We start from the raw sequence: 25,436 nt of genomic DNA, 5'->3' as shown, positions 1-25,436 counted from the left end.
AATCCCCCTGCGCCCACCGTTTACCCGCCGGGCCGGCGGCTCGCCGAGGAATCGCTCGGCGCGTTTCGATGAACGTATCTTCAAACGTAAGCCTCATTGCGGATTTTCGCTCAAGTATTCCCGAATGGCGGGCTCCAATCGCGCGCCGGCCTGTTGCAACAACGCGAAATGGGCGGCCGCGTCGGCAAACTCTGCCGCCTGACCCTGGAGTTCCAGTTGCTGAGCGATCTTACCGAAACCGAACGCGCCGATGCTGTTGGCCGAGCTTTTCAAGGTATGCGCCGACATCCGCAACTTGGCGGCGTCCTGGCTGTGAATCGCGCTTTCGACGTCGGCCAACAATTGCACCGATTGTTCCTGGAACATCGTCATCATTTTGCCCAGCAAGTTCTGGCGACCGCTGACGCGCTGCAGCGCTTCCCGCCATTCCAGGGCCGGTTCGGCCATCGGCTCGGCCACGGCGACCTCGCCCTCTTGATCGGTTTGCGCCAAATCCCAACGCTCGACCGTCGCCAACAATTCCTGCTCCTGCACCGGCTTGGAAATATAGTCGTCCATGCCGGCGGCCAGACAGCGCTCGCGGTCGCCCTTCAACGCGTGGGCGGTCATCGCCACGATGCGCAGGTGCCGGCCGCTGTCGCGTTCGGATTCGCGAATCGCCGCCGTGGCCTGAAAACCGTCCATGACCGGCATTTGTACGTCCATCAACACCAAATCGAAGGGCTTGCCGGTCGCCAGGATGTCCAGCACTTCACGGCCGTTGTTGGCGACTTCCAACTTATGACCGCGCTCTTCCAGCAGCACCACCGCCATGTATTGATTGACCGGATTGTCCTCGGCCAACAGGATGCGCAGCGGCCGGGGCGGTTGGGCCAGCGCCGGCGGCGCGCTATCGGCGAAACGGGCTTCGGTTTGACTCAGCGCGGACTGGATCGCGTTCCACAGCTCGGAATGCTTGACTGGCTTGCGCACGTATAAATTGACGCCCAAGTCGCGGCAGCGCTCAAAGTCGTCCGGCCGGTCCGCCGACGACAGCATCATGATCGTGACCGGGTCGAAGCGGTGATCCTCGCGGATGCGTTGGGCCACGGTAAAACCGTCCATCATCGGCATCATCGCGTCCAGCAGTACCATCGCGTAGCGTTGACCGCTATCGGTGGCCCGCGAGCAGCGGAGCGCATCGATCGCCGCCTGGCCGTTATCGACGGTAGTCGGCAGCATGCCCCAATGGCTCAGGGTTTCCGAGAACACCCGCAAATTGATCAGGTTGTCATCGACAATCAGCACCGGCAAGCCCTTAACGTCGATTTCCGGCACTTGGACGTCGTCAGCCGCCCGAACGTGGCGCTCGAATACCGCCGTGAAAAAGAAGGTGCTGCCGCGATCCAGTTCGCTTTCCAGCGACAGATGGCCGCCCATCAACTCCACCAGCCGCGATGAAATCGACAAGCCCAAGCCGGTGCCGCCGAATTTGCGGGTCGACGACGCGTCGATTTGGGCGAAGGCCTCGAAAATCAAGCGTTGCTTGTCGGCCGGGATGCCGATGCCGGTATCCTGCACCGCGAAGTGCAGACAAACCCGCTCGGCGTCGTGGTGCTCGGGCTTGACCTGAACCACGATTTGGCCGTGCTGGGTAAATTTGATCGCGTTGCCGACCAAATTAATAATGACCTGGTTCAAGCGGCCGGTGTCGCCGATCAAATCGTCGGGCACTTCCGGATCGATGCGCAGCATCAACTCCAGGCCTTTTTCGTGGGCGTGGCCGGCCAGCAACTTCAAGGTATCGCCCAGACTTTCCCGCAAGCGGAACGGCGCGTGGTCCAGCTCCAGTTTGCGGGCGTCGATTTTGGAAAAGTCCAGAATGTCGTTGACGATGCGCAGCAAGGCATCGGCGGAACTGTTGGCCATCGCCAAAAACTCGCGCTGGCGGGGCGTCAAGTCGGTCCGCAGCGCCAAGCCTATCATGCCGATGATGCCGTTCATCGGCGTGCGGATCTCGTGACTCATATTGGCCAAGAACTCGGTCTTGGCGCCGGCCGCCTGCAAGGCCGCGTCACGGGCCGACAACAGCGCCTGGCGCATTTTTTCCAGATGTTCGGCCAAGGCCGCGACTTCGGTGATCCGGGTACCGGTGCTGAAACTGCCGGTATGATTGCCTTCGGCGATTTGCTCGGCTTCGTCGCGCAACCGCTCTAGCGGCAGCACCAGCTTGCGGCCGAACAAACCGACCACCAGCAAGGTTAAGCCCATGTAAGCCGCGACAAAATACCCGCTGCGCTGGTAAATCGTGTAAATCTCGCGACGAATCTGACTTTCGTCGAAACCCAGCCGCAAGGTCGCCGATTGGCCGCTGTCGGCGCTGACCGGCACCGCGACGAAGTAAATTCCGTCGCCGTGTTCGCCGAAGAAAAAATCCTCCTGAAACGCCTGCCGCGCGTTCAAAGCCACGTCGGCATGGACCTGCCCCTGTTCGGTGGCGATTTCGGCATAGGCCAGCCGGCCGTTCAGCAAAAATTCGCCCAGCAAGCCCTGCAATTCGCCGATGTCGCCGCGCGACAATCGCGGCGAAACCAGATTGCCGAACATCAATGCGTCGGAGCGCACCTGGTTGACGAATTGGGCTTCCATGCTGGGCTTGATGACCCGATAAATACCGAACAACAAAATCGGCACCAGCAATAAATGAATGCCGACCACCGCGACGATCATTCGACCGTTAAAACTATTAAAAAAGCGGCCTACTCGAGAGATCCTTGCCATAGTACGTTAACGGATTTGATGCGTTGGTTGGCCTTCACCTGATCTTCCCACAAATAAGTCACGGTGCCGGGGTGTTGTTGCAAAGCCTCGACCAGATGCTGGTAATCGTCGTAGCGCTCCGGCCGTTTGCCGCCCAGGCGGAACACCACCGAGATGGTTTGGTTTTCGTAGGCGGTCGCCGACATGAACGCGACTTTTTGCAGAAAGACTTGATAAATCAAAGGATCGCTGGCGTTCACCAATGGCACCGGATGCTCGCCGTCTTTCTCCAACGGCACCCCCAGAAATAATTTACGCGCTTCCTGAACCGTCAGAGACGGCATCGCCGAATCGACACTGGTCGCCAATACCAGGGACTGCCGGCTGATCGCGCCGGACCGCGCCGCGCCGAACAGCAGCGCCGCCGCCAAACTCGACCAAAATAAAGCGCGCCGGAGTCTCATGGGAATACCGCGCTCCACTGAAACATCACCTGGCCGTAACGGTCGTCGCGGATATGATCCTGCGAAGCTTCCACCTTCAGCGCCATATTGCTGTTGACCCGGTAGCGCAAGCCGCCCAGCAGCCTGTCCCGCACGTAGCGCGGAAACAGCGCCAAATAAGGATCGTTTTGACCGCCGCGCGTGCCTTCGATCCGGCCGATCAAGGTCCAATCGTCGGCGAACGCCCATTCGGCTTGCGCGTAGGCGTTAAAGAAACTGCCGCCGTTACGCAAGCCGGCATCGTGTTCCAGGCGGCTGTTGGCATAGACCACTTCACTCAACAGATGCACGCTGTCCTGTTGCCAGTTGGCATAAGCGCCGGCCACGAATTGCTTCACTTCGCGCACGTCGTTGAGGTCGGACGGTATCTCGGTATAGGCACCGGAAATGCCGAACTCGTTGACGCCGAAACTGACCGGCTGATACCCCAAGCGGAAAGTGGCGCCCGGCCGATGCGAACCGCCCGGCTCGATCACGTTGAAGGCCGACAAACCGCGCTTCAGATACGGCCCGGCGCCGGCGCCGACCGAGTAATACAGGCCGGCTTCGTCGAATTGATGCACGCCTTCCCAGAACAAACCGGTCAAATGATTGGGGATCACGCCGCCCTGAGTTTCGAAGGCCATGATGCCGGGCCGGCTGGCGGTGTTCTGCAGAAAAGCGCCGTGATGGTACTGCATGTTCCAATAGCCGATCGGGTTGTGAAAGCGGCCCAGCCACAAACTGGACTCGCCTAAGTGCAAACCGAACTGAATCCGCTCCAGGTTGTGGGTCTTGGTCGACACCAGCCACTCGCCGAGAAAGCGGAATTGCTGGTAATCGGCGGTGTAAAAGAAGTTCATCTCCGGGATCACTTCGCTGTTGGCCGGTTTCTTTTTCGGGCCTTGGTCGTAGCGGTCGATCACCGTCACGGCCGGGAATAACAGCATCTCGCCCCGGAAATCGCTGGAATCCGGAATCGCCAATTGTTCGGCATGACTGTGCCCGGCGGCTCGGGCTGTCTGAGGAAACCCGCTCGGGCCGGCCAACAACAGTAGTCCGGTGTAACACCAGGCTAGGCGGATTCGAGTGATGAACGATCGGTTTCGCATGCGTTTTTGTTATTAGGCGGGTAATCCGGCATTCCATTGCTGGCGTTCTGTACGGCACCTGATTTTAAAGTCAATAGAATTTAGCACAATTCGCTAACAACTCGACGATATTTCGTAGCTCGCCGAGCCAATATCCTAACGAGCACGCTCTCTTTTCGTCCCGAAACTCAACCTCAAGGCTGAGGGAATAGTTTTAGCCGCGATAGCCGGCGTTGCGAAATCGAAGTATCGGTACCAAGTCCACCGACTTTCAGCGTAAAGTGGGCGATGGATTTCGCCGAATCGCGTTTGCCGAGGCCGAATCGCATTGGCTGAGCGGAGTCGCGTTGGTTCAGCGAAGTCGCGTTGGCTGAGCGGAGTCGAAGCCCACGCATTCGCGATCGAGCGGTTTCAGCGACCCTCGGCCGCAACCCAGTCGAACCCGACGACTTCATAGCCCGGACCGGAGCAGGTCGCCCTCCGGCGAAAATTCGGCGCAATCGGCATCGACGGGACACGATATTTCGTATGCGTTACGAAATCCGGTAACCCTTTTCTCCGTCGACAAGCGTTTTCATCTAACCCGGCCACCCACACAAACACACAAAATACAAAAATATCAAACAGTTAAAAAATACCCAGCATTTCGGTCAAATTTGGCACTCGTCTTGCGATAACAGTACCGACAGACTTAACCAGTCTTCCAGACTATCGACAAACCGACATCGAGAGAGAAACCGCCATGAAAACCCAAGCCAAAACCAAATGCTGCCGCCGTTGCGGCACCCGTTTATCCCGCTGCGAACAAATCTACCTGGAAGGCGATCTGTGCGCGCTGTGCGACCAAATTCTCAGCGAAGCCATGGACATCTTCACCGCGCCGCGTCCCAAAACCAAGGGCGTGCCGCTACGCCACCTGTAACGCGCCCTATCCGGCGCTCGCTGCCACCAAACCATTTTCGGAGAACAACCATGCCGCTCGACAAAATAGCCAAGACCGCCGCTCTTGCATTCAAACGCTACGGGATTACCGCCATCATGATCGTGATCGGCGTGTTTCTGGCGACGATGAACGCCCCGGCCGCCACGGCAGACCAACCGACTGGCCAGAAGAATGTGAAAACCAGCACATAAACCGGCAAAATTTAACGAATTCAAGCGAGTAGACCTAACGATTGAAACGGGTCCGGCTACACTCTAACTCAAACGGCACATCGCACCGGCCCAGGTCGGAGCGTCACCGGCCCGAGGCAACATCCACCGATTCATCCAAGGACGACAGCCTTAAGGCGACCACCCACCGGCGGCCGCCTTTTTTGCGCCTGCTTCGCCTGCCCCCCATCGCACGACAGCCATTCGCCACGCGTGGTCGGAGTACAAACCTAGGTTTGTACTCCAGTGCGCCAACCCGGTCGGCGCGTCTAAACCTCGGCTCGGAGCTCGCTCCGCTGGCCCGGCCCGGCGATCCCGCCGGGCCACCCGCTGCCTCAACGGGCCGGATGGACATCAGGCATAGCCGAAAGCCTTGGTTGCTCCTAACATAGGCGGGGTGAACACCACGGAGGCCGCCTTTTTTAACGCCCGGTTTGCGTGGGCCGGTCGCCATCCCACAGCGCACGACGGCCATTCCCATCGCGCCGCCGGAGTACAAACCTAGGTTTGTACTCCAGTGCGCCAAACCGGTCAGCGCGTCTAAACCTCGGGGCTCGCTCCGCTCGCCCGACCCGGCGATCCCGCAGGGCCACCCGCTGCCTGACCGGGCCGGATGGACCTCAGGCAAAGCCGAAAGCCCAGGTTGAGGTAGACGTGGACGGGCAGGAACGCGTAGCGGAAGGCCGAGCGCGAACCCCCGGCGTTGCGCCAGGAGCCGCCGCGAATCACACGGGGTAAATCTTGGCCCGTCGGCCCGAGCGGATCGATCTGCACTTTTGCACTGTAGTCGCGCCGCCCATCCTTACACCACTCCCAAACATTGCCGTGCATTTCGTACAAACCCCACGGGTTGGCCGGCAGGCTTTTGACCGGCACGGTCCGTTCCCGGTACTCGCCTGGCTCTCCGCCGGCATACGGATAATTGCCGTCGTAGTTGACGTGCGCCGGCGTGATGTTGGCGCCGAAACTAAACGGCGTCGTGGTGCCGGCCCGGCAGGCGTATTCCCATTCCGCTTCGCTGGGTAGTTCGACCTGGCAACCGGGCAGTAACACTTGCAGTTTTTCCAGAAACTGTTGCACGTCCAGCCAACTGACCGACTCCACCGGCCGGTTAGGATCATCGTTGAACGCACTGGGGTTATTGCCCATCACCGCCAGCCATAAGGCTTGGGTGCAGGCGGTGTCTGCAAGCCAGTAGCCCTGGCTGATCGTCACCGGGTGCTGCGGGCCTTCGTTGTCATACCTTTCCGGCTCGTCGTCCGGCGAGCCCATCAAAAACGTGCCGGGTTCTATCCAGCGGAACATTTGCTTCACGATACCCACATCTCCCCCATCAACCTCGATGGCCGCCCAAAGTCCAAAGCGATCATCCCCCCAGGCATTGGCGAACGGCGGCGGAAACGGATCGGGGAAGCGGGCGGGGTCTATCATCGCGGATTACCGGGCTGGAAAATTGGTCGGTGACCCATGCAAACTGGATAATGCATCAGGTGCCGATAAAACGCCTCCAACAGCGGCCGACGGCACTCGCAACGCGGAAGAGGCGCCTGCTAAAGCCGGCGGCAGCCGTTGAGTTTTGCCGGCCGGCTGTGGATACGCAAAAACCGGGAGTGCTTCAGTGGCGGTTGCGCGGCGGTTAAACTCGTGTTGCGGCTGCAGGGCCGGTATCGCGAAAAAGTGCAGGGTCATGATCAGCGTTTCGGTTTGGGAGCCGATTTTGACTTCGCAGCCCGTTTGTCGGCAAACCCATCCCGATCGCTGTCGCCCCCGTGAGGCGCGCGGGGCTCGCTCCGCTCGCTCGACCAGGCGATCCCGCCGGGCTACCCGCTGCCTGACCGGGCCGGATGGACCTCAGGCACAGCCTAAAGCCCAGATCGAGGTTGGCGTAGTCGAGCCGGGACGCGAAGCGGTCGGCCGAGCGCGCCCCCCAGGCGAAGTCGAACCAGGAGCCGCCGCGAATCACAGGGGATTGATCTTGGCCTATCGGCCCGAGCGGGTCGGTTTGCGCCGCCTCACCGTATTCGCGTTGTCCATCCTTACACCACTCCCACACATTACCGTGCATTTCGTACAAGCCCCACGGGTTGGCCGGCAGGCTCTTGACCGGTACGGTCCGTTGCCGGTACTCGCCTGGCTCGCCGCCGGCATACGGATAATGGCCGGCGTAGTTGACTTGCGCCGGCGTGATGTTGGCGCCGAAACTGAACGGCGTGGCCGTGCCGGCCCGGCAGGCGTATTCCCATTCCGCTTCGCTGGGTAGTTCGGCTTGGCAGCCCGGCAACAAAACTTGCAGCTTTTCCAGAAACTGTTGCACGTCCAGCCAACTGACCGTTTCTACCGGATTGTTCGGGTCGTTTTTGAATCGGCTGGGGTTATTGCCCATCACCGCCCGCCACAAAGCTCGGGTACAAGCCGTGTCGGCCAGCCAGTAGCCCCGGCTGATCGAAACTGGATGTCGCGGACCTTCGTTGTCATACCGTTCCGGCTCGTCGTCCGGCGAGCCCATCAAAAAGTCCCCGGCTCTATCCAGCGGAAGCTTTGGGCTGCGGTGCCATGCGGGGTGACCACCAGCAATTCGGCCAATACGCCGTATTCGTCCAAATAGTAGGTCACGCCGGAGGCGTATTGGCCTTCCTGAAAGATACGGCTCTGGTCCTTAGTTTGCGGCGGCAGCGATTTGCGGAGCTGCTTTTCGATCAGCACGTTTTGACCGCTGCTATTTTTTGCCACCTTCAATTCGTAATCCCGCCATCGCCATTCCTTGCCGCAAAAGTCCGGCGCGACGACGCTCAGACAACTCTGTTCTACCAACCAAGCCGCCGCCCCTCGCGGCCTGCCGACCCGCAGCAGTTTCAAGGTCTCGCTGCTGGTAGTCAACGTGATTTCGTTGGCGTCGTTCAGGCTGCAAATCCGCGCGGACACCGCAGGCAACGGTAACCAGGCGCTACGCCCGGCGCAATCGATCCGCACGCCGCCGCCATCCACGCTGAGCGGATCGCCGAATGCGGTCTGCCGGGGCGGATTCGCCGGCACCGATTTCAGCGTGATCGCTTGTTGCCGGGCGTCGCGAACCAATCGGCAGGGCACCGACCCCACGCCGCGCAAACCGGCCAGCACGGCCGGATCGAGCCAATCCGGCGCACTCGTCAGGTCGCCGGTCGCCTCGGCGATCGCCGAAACCAACGGCGTCAGCAATTGCGGGTAGGTTTCGCCCATACGCCGGTCGGCGCGCTTGACGATGTCACTAGCCACCTGCCACCAAACGCCGGCGGTTTCGAGCGCATTCGGCTGATCCAGGGTTTTCGCCAGTTGCCGCATGAAGGTTTCGGCAGCTTGGGCTCTTAGCCGCGCGGCTTCCGGTAAATCCGCGTCGGCGACCGTCACGTGCGCTCGCCACAATAAGGTTTCTTCGTGATTCAGCACTGCCCGCAAATGGGCGTGATGCTTAAAACGCAAGGCTTCCAGGTCCAAATGGACTTTTTCAAGACTTTCGGAAAAGTGCGCCAGGTGGCGGGCCTGGGCTTCGCTGCGGATATGGGCGGCCGCACCGGCCTCGACGTCGGCGTGGCACCAGAACGCGCCTTCCAAGCCGGCGTTCAGCGGCGCACGCGGGTTGAGTTGGCGCATCGCCCGCAGCAAGGGCGGATCGATGCGGCGGGTGACGGCGGCCATCGCCAGCAGCTCGGCCAAGCCGGCCGGCTCGGCCGGATCGCCGCCGAAGGCGCGTTCCGGGTGCATCCGGGCGTCCGGACTCCAGCGTAACAGCGACAGCGCCTTGGGCAAATCGCGGTCGAGCTGGTCCGCGCCCAGCGGCAGCAAGGCCCAGGGCCGAGTTTGCGCTTGGCTCAATTGGCCGATGAAGCGCAGCCAGGCGTGATGGGTGGCCGACTGCGCGCCTTCCAGCAAGCCCAGGTCGCTGACCAGCAACACCGGCGTGCCGGCGGCCGGCATCCGCCAAGGCCGTTTGGCCGGCAGCGGGCCGTGGCTGCGCTGTTCTTCCAACCAGTCGCTCCAGGGATTCAGCGGCCCGTGGTTGACGATGCGCAGCGAGATGCCGCTCTCGCCGCATTGGCGCAGCAGGCGATCGGCCAAACGATGCATGTCCTGCCGGTAAGGCCACAGCCGCTGGCAAAAATCCAGCACCACCACCCATTGCGGGTGCCAGGTTTGCAGACGCCGGCGCGGCAAATGGCGCGGCAGTTGCTGCCCGGCGATTTGCCGGACCAGCGTCGAAACGTCCAGCCCGCCCAGCCGATCGTGGGCCAGATGGCGTTTCAAGGCCGGCAGCAGGCGAGCCTTGGGCACCAGGTCTTCATAATCGACCAGTCGGCGTTCGGCCAAGGGTTTGGCGTCGTCCTCGCTAATCGGCTCGACCGCGAGTCGCGGCGTTGGGTCCGGCTCGGCGGCCGGCGGCTCGCGGGTGTACCGTTCGGCTACCACGTGCGCGAACGGCATTTGCAGCGGGAGTTTATAGGGGCTGGCCGAGATCGCGGCCGGCGGGTTGCGGTCCGGTACCACCACGGTTTGGGCCGCGAGCGCCGGCTCGGCACGCGGTTGCTCGCGGTAGGCCAAGCCGTGTTCGCCGGCGTCGTCCAGCACCAACAGCGGGCGCGGTGCGCTGGCCAATAAGCGCAGCAGATCGGCGCGGGCCACCGCGCCTTGGGCGGGGCTAAAGCCGGCGGGTTTCACTCGGCGTCCGCCGCCGGCTGGCTGGCGATTTGCGGCGCGCGGCCTTGGTCCTGTTCGGCATGCTTGACCAGCGCGTAGGCGCCCAGGCGTTGCAGCCAGTCGATTTGGCTTTGCCGGCGTTGTTGCGGGTCCGCGATGGCTTCAGTCAGTTCGTGCAACGCGGTCAGCAAATCGATGTACTCGGCCAGACCGACTTTCGGATAGCCGGCCGATTCGGCCACGTGACGGTCGGCCAGCACTTGCTCGGCGGCCAGCAAGCGGGCTGCGTCGCTTATCGCCAGATGGCGATGCACCCGGCCGCGCTCGATCAGCCAATCCTTGAAGGCCCCATCGGCTTTGGGCGGATTCAGGTTCAGCACCGCGCAACGGCGGATGAAGGCCGGCGGCAGTTCGCGTTCTTCGTTGGTGGTGATGACGATCAGCGGCCAGCGCCGGTCGGGCGCGCGCACCGTCAGATCGGCCAGCGGCGGCACCTCGAAGCTGCGGTTGCCGAGCACGTCCAGCAAGGCGTTGGGCAGGTCGGCGTCGGCCTTGTCGATTTCGTCGATTAGCAGTACCGGAATCGCATCGGCGTGGTCTTGCAGGCATTGCACCGCCTGCCACAATCGGCCGAGTTTGACGTATTTTTTATTGGTCTTGTCCAACTGTTGGATTTGCGCGTCGGCCAGGCGCTCGACCACATCGACCCGGTACAGCAAATCCAGGGCCTCGAAGCGCGGATGTATCACTTCGACCCAGGGTTCTCCTCCGTTCAAATGCCGGGCCGCCGCCCGCGCGATCTGGCTCTTGCCGCTACCCGCCTCGCCGCGCACCAACAACGGCCGCCGCGCCGCGAACGCGAATATCAACGCATCGATTTCCGGCTGACTCCAGTAGTGGCCGGCGGCGGGGAAGCGGTCGCTGGACGCTAATTCAACAGCGGATTTTTCCACCAAATTTAAGAAAGGGTTCGTCATTTACAATTTCCTATCGCTTGTAGGTCGGGCTAGATGTTTTCCATCAGTTCCCATAATTCGAATATATGCGCGATCAGCGTGTTGGCATCCATTGCCAGTATTTCATTGCAGATTTCTTTGGACGGTAAGAATAAAGGCAAACTGTAATTCTTAGAAACCTCAACAGCGACGCCGGATGGCGGCGAGCCGCGCACCACCAGGGCAAGGCTCAAGTTCCGTTTTTTGATGTCTTTTATTCGGTTTTTTAACAAAGCCTTTTGTTGATCAGTCAGGCCATCAGAATCCAAACACAGTTGAGGGCTGAGTTTGGAGTTTTTGAATAGTGCGTTAAATACCGCGCATTCCAGCGATCCAGTCAGGTTCTCGCCATTGGGTAAGGCGTCGGTGTCGAGCACCCATTCCGGTCTTGGTAAGCTTGGAATATCGGCAGGGTCCGGCGCCTTCAGAATTAGCGTCCCGCCGAACAGCGCATTGACGATGACCGCGCACACGATGTTCTGATCATACGGAACCTCAATGACCTCGGCACCCAGACGTTCCATATTTGCCTTGGCGACTACCGCATCCACCGCTTGACGCGCCGCGATACAGTAAAGCAAAGCAGCCGCCTCTTCCGCCGCTGTTCTGTTCAGAGTTGGCGGTTGTTCCCGTAACGCCTCCCGAACCACAAAGAAGAGCTCGCCGATTTCGTCCTCCCCGCTACGACTTGCACAAAAGAACCGAATTAAATCCGCCGGTTTTCGAAGGGTTGGAACGCTCGAAAAATATTGGGGAAGGAATTTCTGAATACTCTGGACGAAAGATTCTGCTTCTTTAGTTTCCAACTTTTTAAGGGTTGTCGCGTCATGAGCGCAGACGGTTGGAGACGGCGTTGGAGCGACTTCTGATGCTGCCTGGAAATTTAGGTCTTTGGTGTAATGATCTTTGGGCTTGCTTTCGTTGAGCGCCAAACGTCTTAAAATCTTAGTGGCGAATTGCTCGGGTGACTTATCATCAAGCTCTGTGTAACCCGCATCGTACAGTTCGGCAATTTCCGCGCGGTCAAACCGAGTCAACATAACGTCGTCGTCACGGCGATTCTTTATCAGATCGAATATGGCGTCCCATTCCAATCCCGGCCATTCTTTCTGTAAATAATCTTGGCAAAGAACAACAACGACCAAATCAGACTCATCGTGATAAAACCTAGGTAGATAGCGCCCGAGTCTTGCCCGACTAAATTCTTCCTCATGATATTCGTCATACAGGATTTTCTCTTCGCCAAACCTCTCCGCCAAGATCCGCGCGGTCTGTTCAACGAAAGGTCGCTTTTCGCCGGCAAACGAAAAGGCGATGCGAAAACGTTTGGGAGGGGTGTCGGTGGCCATGACGCTGAAATTTCCTGGATTCGAATGGGCCGCATTCTAGCTCAAGTCTAGCCAGCCCGATCGGTTTACAGCCCTGCCTATGCTCAACCTCCTCCGCGCTTTTTTAACAGACTACGGAGAGGTTTACGGCAGCGCTCGCTCGGCCAAAATCCAGACATCGCCCACCGCAACGGCCGATCGAGTGAATACTTCACAGACAACGCGGGACTTGGGCTTATACCCTAAGTTGCGAGGCTAGGCCGTCGCGTTGGCGAGTTTAGTTTCCGTTGCTCGAATCTTACCGACGCGATGCAACGCTCATCACGCCCTGAAAACCCAAACTTTGCTTTTGACGAGGTATCACGATGAACAGATTAATAGGCGGAATATTGTCCTTACTCTTGATTAGTCCGGTGGGCATGGCCATGGAAAGCAATGGTTGGTGTGCGCCGGAATTCGCTAGCTGCGACGGCGGCGGAGACTTTGGCGGCTGGAGCAGCGGCGGTGGTGATTTCGGTGGCTGGGGCGGCGGAGGTGGCGGCGGTTTTGGCGGCTGGGGGGACGGTGGCGCTTCTTGGTTACCCGGTTGCCGCGATTCCGCCGATTACAATCTGGCTCGCGCCGCCAAGTATGTCGCGACCCGTTGCCAAAACGACGGCGGCGAGGTGTATCTCGATGGGGCTAACGGCTGGATATACGGCGTGGAGTGCACGATAGAGGGGGTGTCGGACTACACCAGCCTGGGCACGCCGGCCGAATGCTATATCTCGTGCGCCTATGACGGCAGTTGTCAATAACGAGCCTAAGCAGCCGTTCGACGCAAACCTAGGCTAACCGCTGATCCTAAAAAAATCGTTCGAACGCGTCAATCCGTTCGTGCCGAGTTTGTCGAAGCACGAACGGATATTAAACCTCACCCATTTGGCGAGCATTCCAAATCCCGCCCACCCATCGACTGGGCTCGGAACGGGGTTTGGAATGCTCGACTGATTTTTCTAGGCTGATCCGCTCACTCCGCCGCCGCGTCGGCGAGCGCATCGGCATCCGGTAACAAACCGGGAAACGAGCCTTTGCGGATGTTGAAAAACACCAGTTCGGGCAGGCTGACGGCGGCGCCCTTAAGGCCGTTGCGCAGATTTCGGCCGCTATCCCAGGGCCAGCTCAACAAACCGAGCGCCGCCTGTCCGCCGGCGGCGGCCAGATTGAAGCCGGCTTGCAAGGGCCGGGGCCAGACCGCATCCTGGGTGAAAAACACGAAGACCGCATCGTCGCCATGCCAAGCGTACACCGTCGAAGTCAGCGCATTGGATTCGCGTAACGCCACCCGCCAGACCGGCTCGGTTTGGTATTGGCGGTTCAGTTGGCGTTCGCGATACGGCGGCAGGCGCTCGCTGGCAACTACCCGGTAGCTGGCGCCAACGCTGTCGTAAGCCGCGAACGGAATCCGGTTGGCGCCGCTGTCGTCCAGATAGCCGCCGAGCAGCGTCCGCGAGGCATCGGCCAGCGCCTCGGCCGATCTCGCGCCGCCGGTTCGGCCGACCGTGGCGTTGAGCATCCGAAACAGCTCGGTCACGCAATTACGGCCGAGCAGGTCGTAACGGTACAGCTCGGTCAGTTGCGCGCGGTATTCGGTCAAGCGCCGCTCGGCCAGCGCCAGCTCGGCCGCCAGCGCCTCCGGCGCCAGCGGCAAGCTGAGCAATTCGGCGGCGGCGGGCGTGGCCGGCGTGGCTGTCAGTACCGCCAACGGTTTGGGCGGCGTTTGCCGCCCCGGCTCCGCGACTTGCAGCAGTGCGGTGGCGCCGCGTTCGATTTCGGCGTAACCGCGTTCGTCCAGCGCCTCGCCGTCCGTCAAACGGCGGCTAGCGGCGGCGAGCAAGGCCCGGCCGTATTGCAACGCGGCCGGTAAATCCGCTTCGGCCAAGGCCGGCGCGGATTCCCGCTGAAGGCTGCGATCCAACACGGTCAGTTCGCCGGACGCGATGCTGGCATCCAACGCGTGCAGTCTGGCCATGCCGACCAGCAGCGGATAGCCCCAATCCGGCCGCCGGCTGTCGAGCAAGGCTAATAGATCGGCAATCAAGTTTTCCCGAAAGCTCTCCAAGGTCCGAATTTGCGCCGCGTTTAAGGCCAGCTCGGGCAAACGCGCTTGCAACAGCGTCTCCGGGCGCGGCGACAGACCGGCTTGCAACACGTCGAGCGCGGCCAGATTCAGCAGTTGGTGTTCGTAACGTTGTCCGAAGCTAAGTTCGCCGACCTCGAAGCGTTCGGCGGAGATTGGCGGATTTTGCGCGGGCCGGGCCGGCGTCAGTGCATGCAGTTGTTCACGAATCCGCCGCCGTTTGGCAGCTAAAAAGTCCGCGCCGTAACGGTCCGCCGCGAGTTGCCGCAACGCGGCCAGACGCGGACTGGGCCGATCCGCCGGCATCGCCTGGGCTGGGCGGTAGCGTTCCAGAAAATAGCCCAAGGCCTTCAAAGCCAAACTCGGCCGGACCTCCTCCGGTTCGAGCAATCCTTGCAGCAAATCGCGGTCGGCCGCCAGCGCGCGCAGCCGGTCGAAGTGCTGGGTCTGTATCAATTGCGTGCGGCTGAAGGCTTGTTGCAAGTCCTGGAAAAACACCTCGGATACGGCGATGTGGTGGCGGTAAATCGCGCGGTTTTCCTGAAAGCCGTAGGCAAAACGGAAGGCGGCGAAATCGTCGCGGTACAGGCGCAGCCAGCCCGGTTCGACATGCTGAAAGTGATAGACCGCGTCGTCCAGGCGAAGCGCGGCGTGACCGCCGCTGGCGCTGCCTTCGTTGGCTTCGATGTACAGAAACTCGAACTCGCGCGCCGCTGCCGGCGCGGCGATTGCCAGGCAGATCAATGCCGCCGCCCAGCTTCGGCGGCGGCTTAAGCCAACGTCGCGGCGATTTATTTTTTCATCCCGTCTTCGATCGCCTGCTGCTTCATCGGGTCCTTGCCGCTCAGGCTTTCGGTGAAGGCGGAGATTTGCGGCTTGCCGAGATCGGCTTTTTCAAGCCGCGGCCTATGCCCAGATAACTATGACGGTCGGCTTCCCAGTTGCTGATGCCGTATTTGTCGGCCAGTTCGCCGACGTGGGCGCGGAAGGTATCCAGCGAGCCGGACGAGCCGACCACGAATTCAGCGGTGTAGTCGGCGACCGAGTCTTCGAACTTTTCCTGGTCGGTGCGCGACGAGTCGGAACTGGAGCTGATCGGGCTGGACGCCATATCGGATACGCTGCCGGAGCTGTCCGACGAGCTTTTCGAACTGTCGGAGAACGAACAGGCCGCCAACAGGCAGGCGGTCAGGCTGGACAAAATCAATGCTTTTACGGGTGTCATTTGCGGGTCATCCCAGATTGCCGGAGTGGCCGCCAGTATACCGGTTGGCTCGGCGGGATTTAAGCCCTCTGGTGAAAGTCGCGGGAGCCGGAATCAATACAGGCCGTAGGGCAAGACCGGGTTTTCGCTACCCTCGCCCCATCCGTGCATGTTACGCAAGAACGCTCCGGAAAGGCGTCGAGGAGCGATAGGTCCTTGACCCGGAGGCAATGCCGTTAAATTAAGCGCGGTTCCAGCCAACGCAAGCGGCAGGCTGAACCGCAAGCCGCTGGCTCAACCGTAAGCCGCTGGCTGAGCGGAGTCGAAGCCAGCCGTTCACTTCGACTTCGCTCAGCGAACGGATTAACTGAACAGCATTGCTCCCGGAGGGGCTATTCGAACTGTTACGGCAACGACAACAGGGGTGTCGCCGGCCTTAGTATCGGATGGTAACTCCGACAAAGGCCGAGCGGCCAAGTCCGGCCACGTTGCGGCCCCACGGCACGGTGACGTTGGATGCGGCGGTTGGGTTCATGCCGTAACGGTCGCCCAAATAGCTGCCGGCCAGCGGTTGGTAATATTGTTTATCGAGCACGTTATCCAGACCGATGTCGAAGCGGACCTTGCCCCATTCGTAACCGGTGCGGGCGTTCAACAGGATGTAGGACGGCGTGGTGGTTTCGTTGCGGATGGCCTGCACATCGTCCTTGCCGTCGACAAACTGCATTTCGATCGCACTTTGCCAGCTTTGCAAACGGTGATCCAGGCTCAGCTTCATGTTGAACGGCATGATGTGATAAAGATTGCCGCCGTCCATGCGTTCGCCGCGCACGTAACTCATCGTGGTGTGGGTAGCGAATTCGCCCACGCTGTTATCTTTATACAAGCGGGTGCGGCCGGATACGTCCACGCCCCACAAGCGGGCGTCGTGATTGGCGAACTTCAGGTAGACGAAGCTATTGGTCGCGGTTTGCGGGGTCGTACCGCAACCGGCCGCGGTACCCGGCGTGCCGGAGCAGCGGTCGGCGTCGATAAAGTTATTGACGTAGCTGATGTAAGGCGTGGCGCTGATTTCCCACAGGTTGTTGGCCGGCTCGTGGAAGGCGGCGGTCAGGCTGACGGTATGGGCGGTTTCCTCGGTCAGATTCAGATTGCCCGTGTAGCCGTTGCCGTCGCCGAACCAGCCTATCATCGCCATGTCCATTTTGCGCGGCCCCCAAGTGTAAAGCTCGTACATGTTCGGCATCCGGTTCTTACGGGCGTAGCCGAATTCGAACTGACTCATATCGTTGTGGGTATATTGCAATAGGGCTGTAATGTCGTAGGTGTCGAAATTGCGCTCCTTGTCGCGGGCATTGAAGGCATTCGCGGCGTTCAGCGCGGTGATCGCGCCGGCCCGGTCTATCGAGAACGTCGGCCCGGTGTTCAACAAGTCGGTATTGTAAGGATGGACGTTTTCGGCGTTCATGTTGGTGTGATCGTAACGCAGGCCCAGCAAGCTCTTCCAATGATCGTCCCAACGCGCCTCCCATTCGCCGAAAAAACCGACTCGGTCGCGCACGCCGTTGTGAATGTTCAACATCGCTTCCGGCGCCATCATCCAGTAAGCGCTACGGGCATCGTTGTTGTTGGCCGCGATGGCGGTATCGCCATGCACCGCCGGCCAATAATCGTTGATTTTATTGCCGTGAAATTCGTTGCCGACCCGGAAGGTGTCGCGTTTGTTGAACGGAATCTCGGCCATGATTTTATAGCCCAGATTACGACCGCGGGTTTCCATCGGCATCCGGTCGTTGGGTGGTGCGAAGGCGCCGCCGGAGACGCTGCCGTCCAGGAAGTGATTGTGCTTGTCCTCGCCGATGTCCATGCTGTGCTGGGTGCTTTCGTAGTAAAACCGGCTTTCCAGCGTGCCCCAGTCGAATTCGCCCTTGTGGCTGATATTGCCGAAGATGCTGTCGTTATTGGTCAAGTCCATCCGTTGATTGGGAAAGCCCTGAAACGGAATATGCTGCTGGCCGCCGCGTATCACCAGCAAATGCTTGTCGAATTTGAACGACAGCGCCGCCGAATGGTTTTGGTTTTCGTAGGCGGTGGAACTGACGATGTTGCCGTTACCGTCGTTGTAATTCATGCTCTCGGTGTGCGAACCGGTGTATTCCAGCCGAGCGTATTGGTTGGCCACCGCGGCGGCGATGCTGCCGCCGAACGCGTCGCCGTTGCTGCGGTAAAACGCCGAGGCACTCCCTTCCAGCAGTATGTCCTTGCCCGGTTCGGCAAACACCGGGTCCGGGGTTTTCACCGAGATAGTCCCGCCCAAACTGTCGCCGCCGAGGCTGACCGGCGCAATCCCGGTCAGAATCGTGATTTTGCCGATATTGCTGCGGTCGATGTAGGACAGCGGCGGGTTCATGTGGTTGGCGCAGGCGGCGGTCAAGGTCATGCCGTTGATGTCTATCTTGACCCGGTCGTCGTTCAGGCCGTGAATCGCCGGCAGGCTGGACACGCCCCCGGCGCCGTACAGACTGACGCCGGGCGTGTCTTCCAACAGTTTGGCGGTATCGCTGATCGCGGCACGCTTGCTGGTGACAATGTCGGCTTCCATTTCCGAGGCGTTCAAGGCTTTGACGCTGGGGAATTTGTCGGTGACGATAACTTGTTCGAGCACGGTCTCGCCTGGCATTTCCGGCTCGGCGACGGTTTCCGCCGCCGTCGCGACTAGCGGTAACAAGCCGAGTGCGATACCCAGTGCGGACGGGAATAATCTCCGTGAGGTTTTACGTTGCGAATCACAATGAACGGGAGATGAATAAGCTGGAATGTTCATGATCTGGTCCTTGTCTCGGGGCTTGGAAACAGCGACTGTCTCGCGTCAAATCGCGACGGAATCCACGTCTAATGATGAGTTTTGGATGACGCGTCCGCGTGGTTCCCAAACGATTGGCATAAAGCGGTCCCCACTTGCCGCCGGGCGGGGTGAAGACAATCGGACAGCTAAAGCTGCCTTAAACTAACGTTAGTCGATTACTGGCGAATTTCCACACGTTTTTAACGTAATTTCATTCAAAAACCTCCTCCTGCGACAATAAGACACACTAACGCTATATATAGGCCGACAGCTTGCCTAGCGTCGCGTCGCCGACGACTAGCCACTGGTTGCAATAATGCAACGGCAGGAACGTATCGCTATATTTGTATATTAATATTTTCTAAAATTAGACCAATATGCCGCATGTCGCCACCTTGAAGAAACAAAAAGTCTGGCTACCTCGTGATTGTCAGACGAAGCGCGTTGCACAACCCGAATCGACGAGACCGATGGACCGCCGACAAGCCGAAGCTAGGCTAGGCCATGCCACTTCCGCCTGGCTTCCGCCCGCTACAGCCCTTAAAATAGGTCGATCTTCAACCGCCCTGGCTATTTACCGATGAAAATCGTCTCCTGGAACGTCAACGGCATCCGTGCCGTGCAAGGCAAAGGTTTTGCCGAAACCCTGGCTCGAATCGACGCCGATTGCATATTGCTCCAAGAAACCAAGGCCCAGGAAGACCAGGTCGCCCAAGCCTTGGCCGGCATAGCCGGTTACCACGTTCACGCCAACTCGGCCGAACGCAAGGGCTATTCCGGCGTCGCGCTGCTATGCCGACGGGAGCCATTGCAGATTCTGCGCGACATCGGCCAAGCCGAACACGACCTGGAAGGCCGGGTCATCGCCGCCGAATACGAAGGCTTTTATTTGGTCAACGTCTACGTACCCAATTCCGGCGACGGGCTGTCCCGGCTGGAATACCGGCAGACCTGGGACCAGGCCTTCGGCGATTATCTGGCCGATCTGCAAAGCCGCAAGCCGGTCATCGTCGGCGGCGACTTCAACGTCGCCCACCAAGCCATCGACATTGCCCGGCCCAAAGCCAACTACAACAAGTCGGCCGGCTACACCCAGGCCGAGATCGACGGCTTCGGCGGCATTCTGGCGCGCGGTCTGGTCGACAGCTTCCGCCATTTCCATCCTGACGAAGTAGCCTACAGTTGGTGGAGTTACCGCGCCAACGCCCGCGAAAAGAACATCGGTTGGCGGATCGATTACCTGTTGGCCAGCGAGCCGTTGCTGCCCGGCATCCAAAGTGCTTTCATTCTGCCGGAGATTACCGGCTCCGACCATTGTCCGGTCGGCATCGACCTTCAACTGGCTTGAGCGCGCTGCACGAGCATAGGGCAGCCTTATTGGCGTGCCGGCGCTGTGCGGACATGGTCGGCCCGGTGGTTTGTTGTCAGCCGGTGATGTCGAAGGTGATGCTGATCGGCCAAGCGCCGGGCGGTAAGGAAGGCCAGTTCGGCAAGCCCTTCGCCTGGACCGCCGGCAAAACCTTATTCGGCTGGTTCGGCCGGCTGGGGTTAAGCGAAGAGCAGGTTCGGCAACGGGTGTACATGGCGGCGGTGTGCCGCTGCTTCCCCGGCAAACAGGCCGGCGGCGGCGACCGGGTGCCGAGCCCCGCCGAAATCGACCATTGCTCAACGTGGCTACGCGCCGAAATCGAATTATTGCAGCCACAATTGATTATTCCGGTCGGCAAACTGGCGATCCGGCAATGGCTGAAGGCGGACAAGCTCAGTGCGATCATCGGCGAACAATATCGGATCGAAGCCTTCGGCCACGCCGCCGACCTGATCCCGCTACCGCATCCCTCCGGCGCCTCGACCTGGCACCGCACCGAGCCGGGCATCGGCCTGTTGACGAAGGCGCTGGCTGCGATCGAACGTCATCCGGCTTGGCAAACTATCCGACCAAACGATTGATACCGCTGACCAGCGCCTTGAGCGAGGCCGTGACCAAGTTATCGTCGATACCGACGCCGTAGCCAGTGCGCGAGTCCGGCCCGGCCAGTTCGACGAAGGCGCAAGCGCGGGCGTCGCCGCCGTGCCGGCTGACGCCTAGCGAACGTTCCTCGTAACTACGCACAGTGAACGTGTAGCCCAGCACCGCCACCGCCGCAACCGCCGCATCCAGAGGGCCGTTACCCTCGCCGGTCAAATGGCGATCTTCCCCGTGCCATCGTACACCCAGTTCGACCCGCTGGCCGTCGGCGGTATCGGTCAAACGATGCCCGACATATTGCAACGGTTCGCTCGCCTCTAAATACGCCTCGCGCAACAAGCGCCAAACTAACTCGTGGCCGATTTCGCCGCCGGCAACGTCGGCGTGTTGCTGTACGATTTGAGCGAATTCAACCAGCAAGCGGCGCGGCAAAACGACGCCGTAATGGCGTTCCAGTAAATGGGCAACGCCGCCCTTGCCAGACTGACTATTGACCCGGATCACCGCGTCGTAGCCACGGCCGACGTCGGCCGGATCGAACGGCAGATACGGCACGTTCCAGTAAGCATCCGCCGTTCGCGCGGCAAAGCCCTTGTTGATCGCGTCCTGGTGCGAACCGGAAAACGCCGTGAACACCAAGTCGCCGGCGTAAGGCTGGCGCGGCGGCACCGTCAAACCGGTACAAGCTTCGAAACTACGCGCGACGGCGTCGATGTCGGAAAAATCCAGGCCCGGCGCGATACCCTGGGTGTACAAATTCAAGGCCAAGGTCACCAAGTCGACGTTGCCAGTACGCTCGCCGTTGCCGAACAAGCAGCCTTCGACCCGTTCGGCGCCGGCCATCAAGGCCAGTTCGGCGGCGGCCACCGCAGTACCTCGATCGTTGTGCGGATGCACGCTCAGCACCACGCTGTCGCGGCGGGCGATGCGGCGGTGCATCCATTCGATCTGGTCGGCGTAGACGTTCGGCGTCGCCACTTCCACCGAGGACGGCAGATTCAAAATGATCTTGTTATCCGGCGTCGCGTCCCAAGCTTCGACCACCGCGTCCGCCACCGCCAGCGCGTAATCCAGTTCGGTGGCGGTAAAAGTTTCCAGGCTATATTGCAATTGCCAGTCGGTGTCGGGTTTCGCGGCGGCCAATTCCTTGACCAAGTGAACCGAATCGACCGCCATCGCCAGTATTTGGGCTTTACTCATGCCCAATACCAGCTCGCGGAACGGTTGCGAGGTGGCGTTAACGATATGCACGATGGCGCTGCGAGCGCCGTGCAAGCTTTCGACGGTGCGGCGCAACAGCGGCGCGCGGGCGTGACTGAGCACTTCTATCGTCACGTCGTCCGGGATTCGGTTTTCGGAAATCAGTTGGCGGACGAAGTCGAAATCGGTCTGCGACGCCGACGGGAACGCCACTTCGATTTGCTTGAAACCGATACCGCACAAAGTCTCGAACAATCGGAGCTTACGTTCCGCGTTCATTGGCTCGAACAGGGCTTGGTTGCCGTCGCGCAGATCGGTGCTCATCCAAATCGGCGGCCGGGTAATGACGCGGTCGGGCCATTGCCGGTGTGGCAATACTACCGGCGGGAAGGGTCGGTACTTTAAAGAAGGGTTGCTTAGCATCGCTGGTCTCCTGTGTTTCGGTTGGCGATACGATAGGCCAAGCCGACGCGCAGGCGATTGCGTTGCTAATCTTACTTTGACGAAAATTTAAATGAATATTGCCAAAATATTTTTATATATTTAAATTAATTGCGTCATTTTAAATATTAGCGAAATTTCATGGAATTGGATCGTTACGACCGACAAATATTGACCATCCTGCAAAGCGATGGCCGGATCAGCAATCAGGAATTGGCCGACCGCATCGGCCTATCGCCGTCGCCGTGTCTGCGCCGGGTGCGGGTGCTGGAAGAAGCGGGGCTAATCCTAGGCTACCGGGCGATTTTGGACGCGAAGGCCTTGGGCTTGAGTCTGACCGTCTTGGTCCAGATTTCGATGGACCGACATACCCCGGAGCGATTCGCCACCTTCGAGGCGGCGGTCGCCGAGATCCCGGAAGTCATGGAATGCCTGCTGATTACCGGCCAGGCCGCCGACTACCAGCTCAAGGTCGCGGTCAAGGACTTGGACGCTTACCAGGAGTTGCTGCTGAAACGCATCACCGGCATTCCGGGCGTCAGCGGCGTGCATTCCAGCTTCGTGCTGCGCCGGGTGGTGGACAAAACCGCGTTTGCGTTGAGTCCAGCGGCTTAAAACGACCGGCTCGGCCGCTAATCCGCGCGTTCCGAACTCGTTGCAAGCGGATGGGCGACTATTTTCGCTTCGTAGCGGTGAGCGATGTTTTGCATCGTCAAAATCAACACCACGCCGGCCAGGATGAAGCCGATTTGCTGCAGCGATGCCTTGCTGTCGGTCTTGCGATGCAGCGACGGAATCAGATCGGCCACCGCAATGTAGATGAAACTGGAGGCCGCCAGGGTTAGGAAATACGGCAGGATGTGATGCAGATCGCCCAGGCTGAAATAAGCCAGTATCCCGCCGATTACGGTAGTCAGGCTGGCCAGCATGTTGTAGAACAAGGCTTTGCGGCGGGTGTAGCCGCTGTGCAGCAGGATGGCGAAGTCGCCGACTTCCTGCGGAATTTCATGAGCGGCCACGGCCAGGCTGGTGACGATGCCCAGTTGGGGATCGGTCAAAAACGCCGCGCCTATCAGTACGCCGTCGACGAAATTGTGGATGCCGTCGCCCAGGATGATGAACATCCCGGCCACCCGGCGCCCGTGGTCTTCGCCGGCCGGATGACCGTGTTCGTGGTGGTCGTGCGAATCTTCGCCGTGCGCTTCGCAGGCATGGGAATGACAGTGGCGCCACACCAACAGCTTTTCCAACGTAAAAAAGCCGAGGATGCCGGCCAGAATGGTGGCGGACAATCCGGCAATGTCTTGCCGCGCCACGTCCTCGAAGGCATGCGGAATCAGGCCGCAGAATGCGCCGGTCAACAGGGCGCCGATCGCGAAACTGATGCCGTGCGGCAGCACTTGCTGGCGCGCGCGTTCCGGCAACAGTAAGAACACGCTGGCCGCCAACACGCTGAGCACGCCGCCAATGGCGGTAAAAATCACGATCAACAGCAGCGTGTTCAAACTTCTCTCCAAATCAGACTGGCCATCCGGCCGGTCGCGGCGCCGTCGCGGCGGTAGGAATAAAACCGGCCGGCATCGGCGTAGGTGCAATAGTCGCCGCCGTAGACTCGGCCGACGCCCAGCGCCGCCAGTTGCCGGCGAGCCAGTTGGTAAATATCCGCCAACCATTTGCCGGTGCCGCATTCGGCAAAGGCCACGGCGCTGCCGTTGTTTTCGGCTAAAAAGGCGTCGCGGACGTCGTTGCCGACCTCGAAATGCGCCGGCCCGATCGCCGGACCCAGCCAAACCGTGACGTCCGAGCAGTCCATCGCCGCCAGCGTTTGTTTGACGACGCCGGCCCGCAGCCCCCGCCAGCCGGCATGAGCCGCGGCGATGACCCGTCCGCCGTCGCCGCAAAACAACACCGGCAGACAATCGGCGGTCAACACCGCGCAAACGGTATCGCCACGGTCGGTGAAGCTGGCGTCGGCTTCCGGCACGTCATCGACTTGATCGGCCTTGACCACGGCCACGCCGTGGACCTGCCGCAACCAAACCGGCTCGGCCGGCAAGGCCAACGTTTCGCGGATGATCGCGCGGTTGGCGGCGACGGCGGCCGGATCGTCGCCAACATGGCTGGCCGGATTCAGACAGGCATAACCGCCGACGCTGACTCCGCCGCTCCGCAGCGTAACGGCGGCGCGTACGCCGACGGGCAGCGGCCAATCAGGCTTGATCCAGCTCATTCTCGGCCAATAGCTTCAGCAGATTTTGCATATCGTCCGGCATCGCCACGGACCATTCGCAATACTCGCCGGTTTCCGGATGTTCCAGACCCAGCTTGGCGGCGTGCAAGGCTTGGCGCTTGAAGCGGCGCAGCGCTTCGGCCAAGTCCGGATTGCATTCGGCCGGCATTTGGAAGCGGCCGCCGTAAATTTGGTCGCCGACCAACGGGTAATTGATGTGCGCCATGTGTACTCGAATCTGATGGGTGCGGCCGGTTTCCAGTTTGACCCGAATCAACGTGTGGCGCTTGAAGCGTTGCTCGAGACGGTAATGCGTGATCGCTTCCTTGCCGTCGCGGCGCACCGCGTTGCGCTTGCGCTCGACCGGATGACGCCCGATCGGTTCGTCGACGGTGCCGCCGGCGGTCATCCAACCCTTTACCAACGCCAGATATTCGCGCTCTATGCTGCGTTCCTGCAATTGCTCGACCAGACTGTTATGGGCTTGCAAGGTTTTGGCGATCATCAGCAAGCCGCTGGTGTCCTTGTCGATGCGATGCACGATGCCGGCACGCGGCAGCACGGCCAGGTTAGGTTCGTGGTGCAGCAAGGCGTTGACCAGCGTGCCGCTCCAGTTGCCGACCGCCGGATGCACGACCAGTCCCGCCGGTTTGTTGACGATCAGCAACGAGTCGTCTTCGTGAACGATGTCCAACGGAATGTCTTCGGCGTTGTCTTCGATGACGATCTCGGCTTCGGCATCCAGCTCGACTTCCTCGCCGCCGTCCAGCTTTTCCCGCCCCTTCAGCACCTCGCCGTCCACCAGCACCCGGCCGGCCTTGATCCAGGTTTGCAATTTGCTGCGCGAGTAATCCGGAAAAATCTCCGCTAGACACTGGTCCAAGCGCATACCCGCCAGTTCTTCGGGAACTCTAGCCGTCAATATCGTCATAGTCGTTTTTAAGTTATACTCGCGGCATTAGGCCGCCAAAAG

At 60.3% G+C, this 25,436-nt stretch carries 21 protein-coding genes; 6 read left to right on the top strand and 15 right to left on the bottom strand.

Annotated elements, in window-relative coordinates:
• Window positions 1–93 precede the first annotated feature (93 nt).
• From ACP4CD_RS19045 to ACP4CD_RS19035, 3 genes are read right to left on the bottom strand one after another with little or no spacing between them, the layout of a single operon-like run.
• The gene (locus ACP4CD_RS19045; protein ID WP_426992116.1) at window positions 94–2,760 is read right to left on the bottom strand and encodes a response regulator; all 2,667 of its coding nucleotides are present in this window, start codon (window positions 2,758–2,760) and stop codon (window positions 94–96) included.
• Window positions 2,739–3,203, bottom strand: a complete 465-nt coding sequence (locus ACP4CD_RS19040) for a hypothetical protein (RefSeq protein WP_064024931.1) — start codon at window positions 3,201–3,203, stop codon at window positions 2,739–2,741. The genes ACP4CD_RS19045 and ACP4CD_RS19040 overlap by 22 nt, the downstream gene beginning before the upstream one ends.
• A complete protein-coding gene (locus tag ACP4CD_RS19035) occupies window positions 3,200–4,333 on the bottom strand; it encodes a hypothetical protein (RefSeq protein ID WP_064024933.1) in 1,134 nt (377 codons plus the stop codon). Before ACP4CD_RS19035 ends, ACP4CD_RS19040 begins: the two co-directional genes overlap by 4 nt.
• 721 nt (window positions 4,334–5,054) lie before the next feature.
• Between ACP4CD_RS19035 and ACP4CD_RS19030 the strand changes: the two genes are divergently transcribed.
• On the top strand, window positions 5,055–5,234 hold the full coding sequence (locus ACP4CD_RS19030) for a hypothetical protein (RefSeq protein WP_064027360.1): 180 nt from the start codon (window positions 5,055–5,057) through the stop codon (window positions 5,232–5,234).
• 50 nt (window positions 5,235–5,284) lie between these two features.
• A complete protein-coding gene (locus ACP4CD_RS19025; RefSeq protein ID WP_157197825.1) occupies window positions 5,285–5,446 on the top strand; it encodes a hypothetical protein in 162 nt (53 codons plus the stop codon).
• A gap of 558 nt (window positions 5,447–6,004) precedes the next feature.
• Here the strand turns inward: ACP4CD_RS19025 and ACP4CD_RS19020 are convergent.
• The 5 genes from ACP4CD_RS19020 to ACP4CD_RS19000 form a co-directional block, all read right to left on the bottom strand.
• Window positions 6,005–6,895, bottom strand: a complete 891-nt coding sequence (locus tag ACP4CD_RS19020; RefSeq protein WP_426992114.1) for a formylglycine-generating enzyme family protein — start codon at window positions 6,893–6,895, stop codon at window positions 6,005–6,007.
• Between the two features lie 205 nt (window positions 6,896–7,100).
• On the bottom strand, window positions 7,101–7,970 hold the full coding sequence (locus ACP4CD_RS19015) for a formylglycine-generating enzyme family protein (RefSeq protein ID WP_426992112.1): 870 nt from the start codon (window positions 7,968–7,970) through the stop codon (window positions 7,101–7,103).
• A complete protein-coding gene (locus tag ACP4CD_RS19010; RefSeq protein WP_426992110.1) occupies window positions 7,970–10,153 on the bottom strand; it encodes a hypothetical protein in 2,184 nt (727 codons plus the stop codon). The genes ACP4CD_RS19015 and ACP4CD_RS19010 overlap by 1 nt, the downstream gene beginning before the upstream one ends.
• Window positions 10,150–11,109, bottom strand: coding sequence for an AAA family ATPase (locus ACP4CD_RS19005; RefSeq protein ID WP_426992109.1), 960 nt, complete (start codon window positions 11,107–11,109; stop codon window positions 10,150–10,152). The genes ACP4CD_RS19010 and ACP4CD_RS19005 overlap by 4 nt, the downstream gene beginning before the upstream one ends.
• Window positions 11,110–11,138: 29 nt before the next feature.
• Window positions 11,139–12,476, bottom strand: a complete 1,338-nt coding sequence (locus ACP4CD_RS19000) for a TIR domain-containing protein (RefSeq protein WP_426992107.1) — start codon at window positions 12,474–12,476, stop codon at window positions 11,139–11,141.
• A 344-nt stretch (window positions 12,477–12,820) separates the two neighbouring features.
• Here ACP4CD_RS19000 and ACP4CD_RS18995 point away from each other — a divergent pair, with 344 nt between their 5' ends.
• Window positions 12,821–13,252, top strand: coding sequence for a hypothetical protein (locus ACP4CD_RS18995; RefSeq protein ID WP_426992106.1), 432 nt, complete (start codon window positions 12,821–12,823; stop codon window positions 13,250–13,252).
• A 212-nt stretch (window positions 13,253–13,464) separates the two neighbouring features.
• On the opposite strand, the gene ACP4CD_RS18990 is transcribed toward ACP4CD_RS18995, so the two are convergent.
• From ACP4CD_RS18990 to ACP4CD_RS18980, 3 genes are all read right to left on the bottom strand, one after another.
• Window positions 13,465–15,318, bottom strand: a complete 1,854-nt coding sequence (locus tag ACP4CD_RS18990) for a hypothetical protein (RefSeq protein ID WP_426992105.1) — start codon at window positions 15,316–15,318, stop codon at window positions 13,465–13,467.
• 100 nt (window positions 15,319–15,418) lie between these two features.
• Entirely contained in the window at window positions 15,419–15,799 is a 381-nt protein-coding gene (locus ACP4CD_RS18985) for a putative lipoprotein (RefSeq protein ID WP_426992104.1), read from the bottom strand.
• Window positions 15,800–16,214: 415 nt separating this feature from the next.
• The gene (locus ACP4CD_RS18980) at window positions 16,215–18,602 is read right to left on the bottom strand and encodes a TonB-dependent receptor plug domain-containing protein (protein WP_426992103.1); all 2,388 of its coding nucleotides are present in this window, start codon (window positions 18,600–18,602) and stop codon (window positions 16,215–16,217) included.
• 601 nt (window positions 18,603–19,203) lie between these two features.
• Between ACP4CD_RS18980 and ACP4CD_RS18975 the strand changes: the two genes are divergently transcribed.
• Together ACP4CD_RS18975 and ACP4CD_RS18970 are read left to right on the top strand one after the other, a co-directional pair.
• A complete protein-coding gene (locus ACP4CD_RS18975; protein WP_426992101.1) occupies window positions 19,204–19,971 on the top strand; it encodes an exodeoxyribonuclease III in 768 nt (255 codons plus the stop codon).
• Window positions 19,972–20,024: 53 nt separating this feature from the next.
• On the top strand, window positions 20,025–20,573 hold the full coding sequence (locus ACP4CD_RS18970; RefSeq protein WP_426994710.1) for a uracil-DNA glycosylase family protein: 549 nt from the start codon (window positions 20,025–20,027) through the stop codon (window positions 20,571–20,573).
• On the opposite strand, the gene leuA is transcribed toward ACP4CD_RS18970, so the two are convergent.
• Window positions 20,554–22,215, bottom strand: coding sequence for a 2-isopropylmalate synthase (leuA, locus tag ACP4CD_RS18965; RefSeq protein WP_426992100.1), 1,662 nt, complete (start codon window positions 22,213–22,215; stop codon window positions 20,554–20,556). The genes ACP4CD_RS18970 and leuA overlap by 20 nt on opposite strands.
• Window positions 22,216–22,374: 159 nt before the next feature.
• Here leuA and ACP4CD_RS18960 point away from each other — a divergent pair, with 159 nt between their 5' ends.
• A complete protein-coding gene (locus ACP4CD_RS18960) occupies window positions 22,375–22,848 on the top strand; it encodes an Lrp/AsnC family transcriptional regulator (RefSeq protein WP_064030967.1) in 474 nt (157 codons plus the stop codon).
• Between the two features lie 17 nt (window positions 22,849–22,865).
• On the opposite strand, the gene ACP4CD_RS18955 is transcribed toward ACP4CD_RS18960, so the two are convergent.
• Genes ACP4CD_RS18955 through rluD form a run of 3 tightly spaced genes read right to left on the bottom strand, consistent with a single transcriptional unit; the run spans window position 22,866 to window position 25,394 of the window.
• On the bottom strand, window positions 22,866–23,738 hold the full coding sequence (locus tag ACP4CD_RS18955; protein WP_064030968.1) for a ZIP family metal transporter: 873 nt from the start codon (window positions 23,736–23,738) through the stop codon (window positions 22,866–22,868).
• Entirely contained in the window at window positions 23,735–24,463 is a 729-nt protein-coding gene (gene pgeF, locus ACP4CD_RS18950; RefSeq protein ID WP_426992099.1) for a peptidoglycan editing factor PgeF, read from the bottom strand. Before pgeF ends, ACP4CD_RS18955 begins: the two co-directional genes overlap by 4 nt.
• Window positions 24,444–25,394 (bottom strand): 23S rRNA pseudouridine(1911/1915/1917) synthase RluD, encoded by a 951-nt coding sequence (gene rluD, locus ACP4CD_RS18945; protein WP_064030970.1) that lies wholly within the window; start codon window positions 25,392–25,394, stop codon window positions 24,444–24,446. The genes pgeF and rluD overlap by 20 nt, the downstream gene beginning before the upstream one ends.
• Window positions 25,395–25,436: the final 42 nt, after the last annotated feature.

The sequence above is a fragment of the Methylomonas stagni genome, from assembly GCF_050154735.1.
Taxonomy (GTDB): Bacteria; Pseudomonadota; Gammaproteobacteria; order Methylococcales; family Methylomonadaceae; genus Methylomonas; species Methylomonas koyamae_A.
Note: the sequence above shows the minus strand (reverse complement) of the source record. Positions and strands in the feature narration are given on the sequence as shown.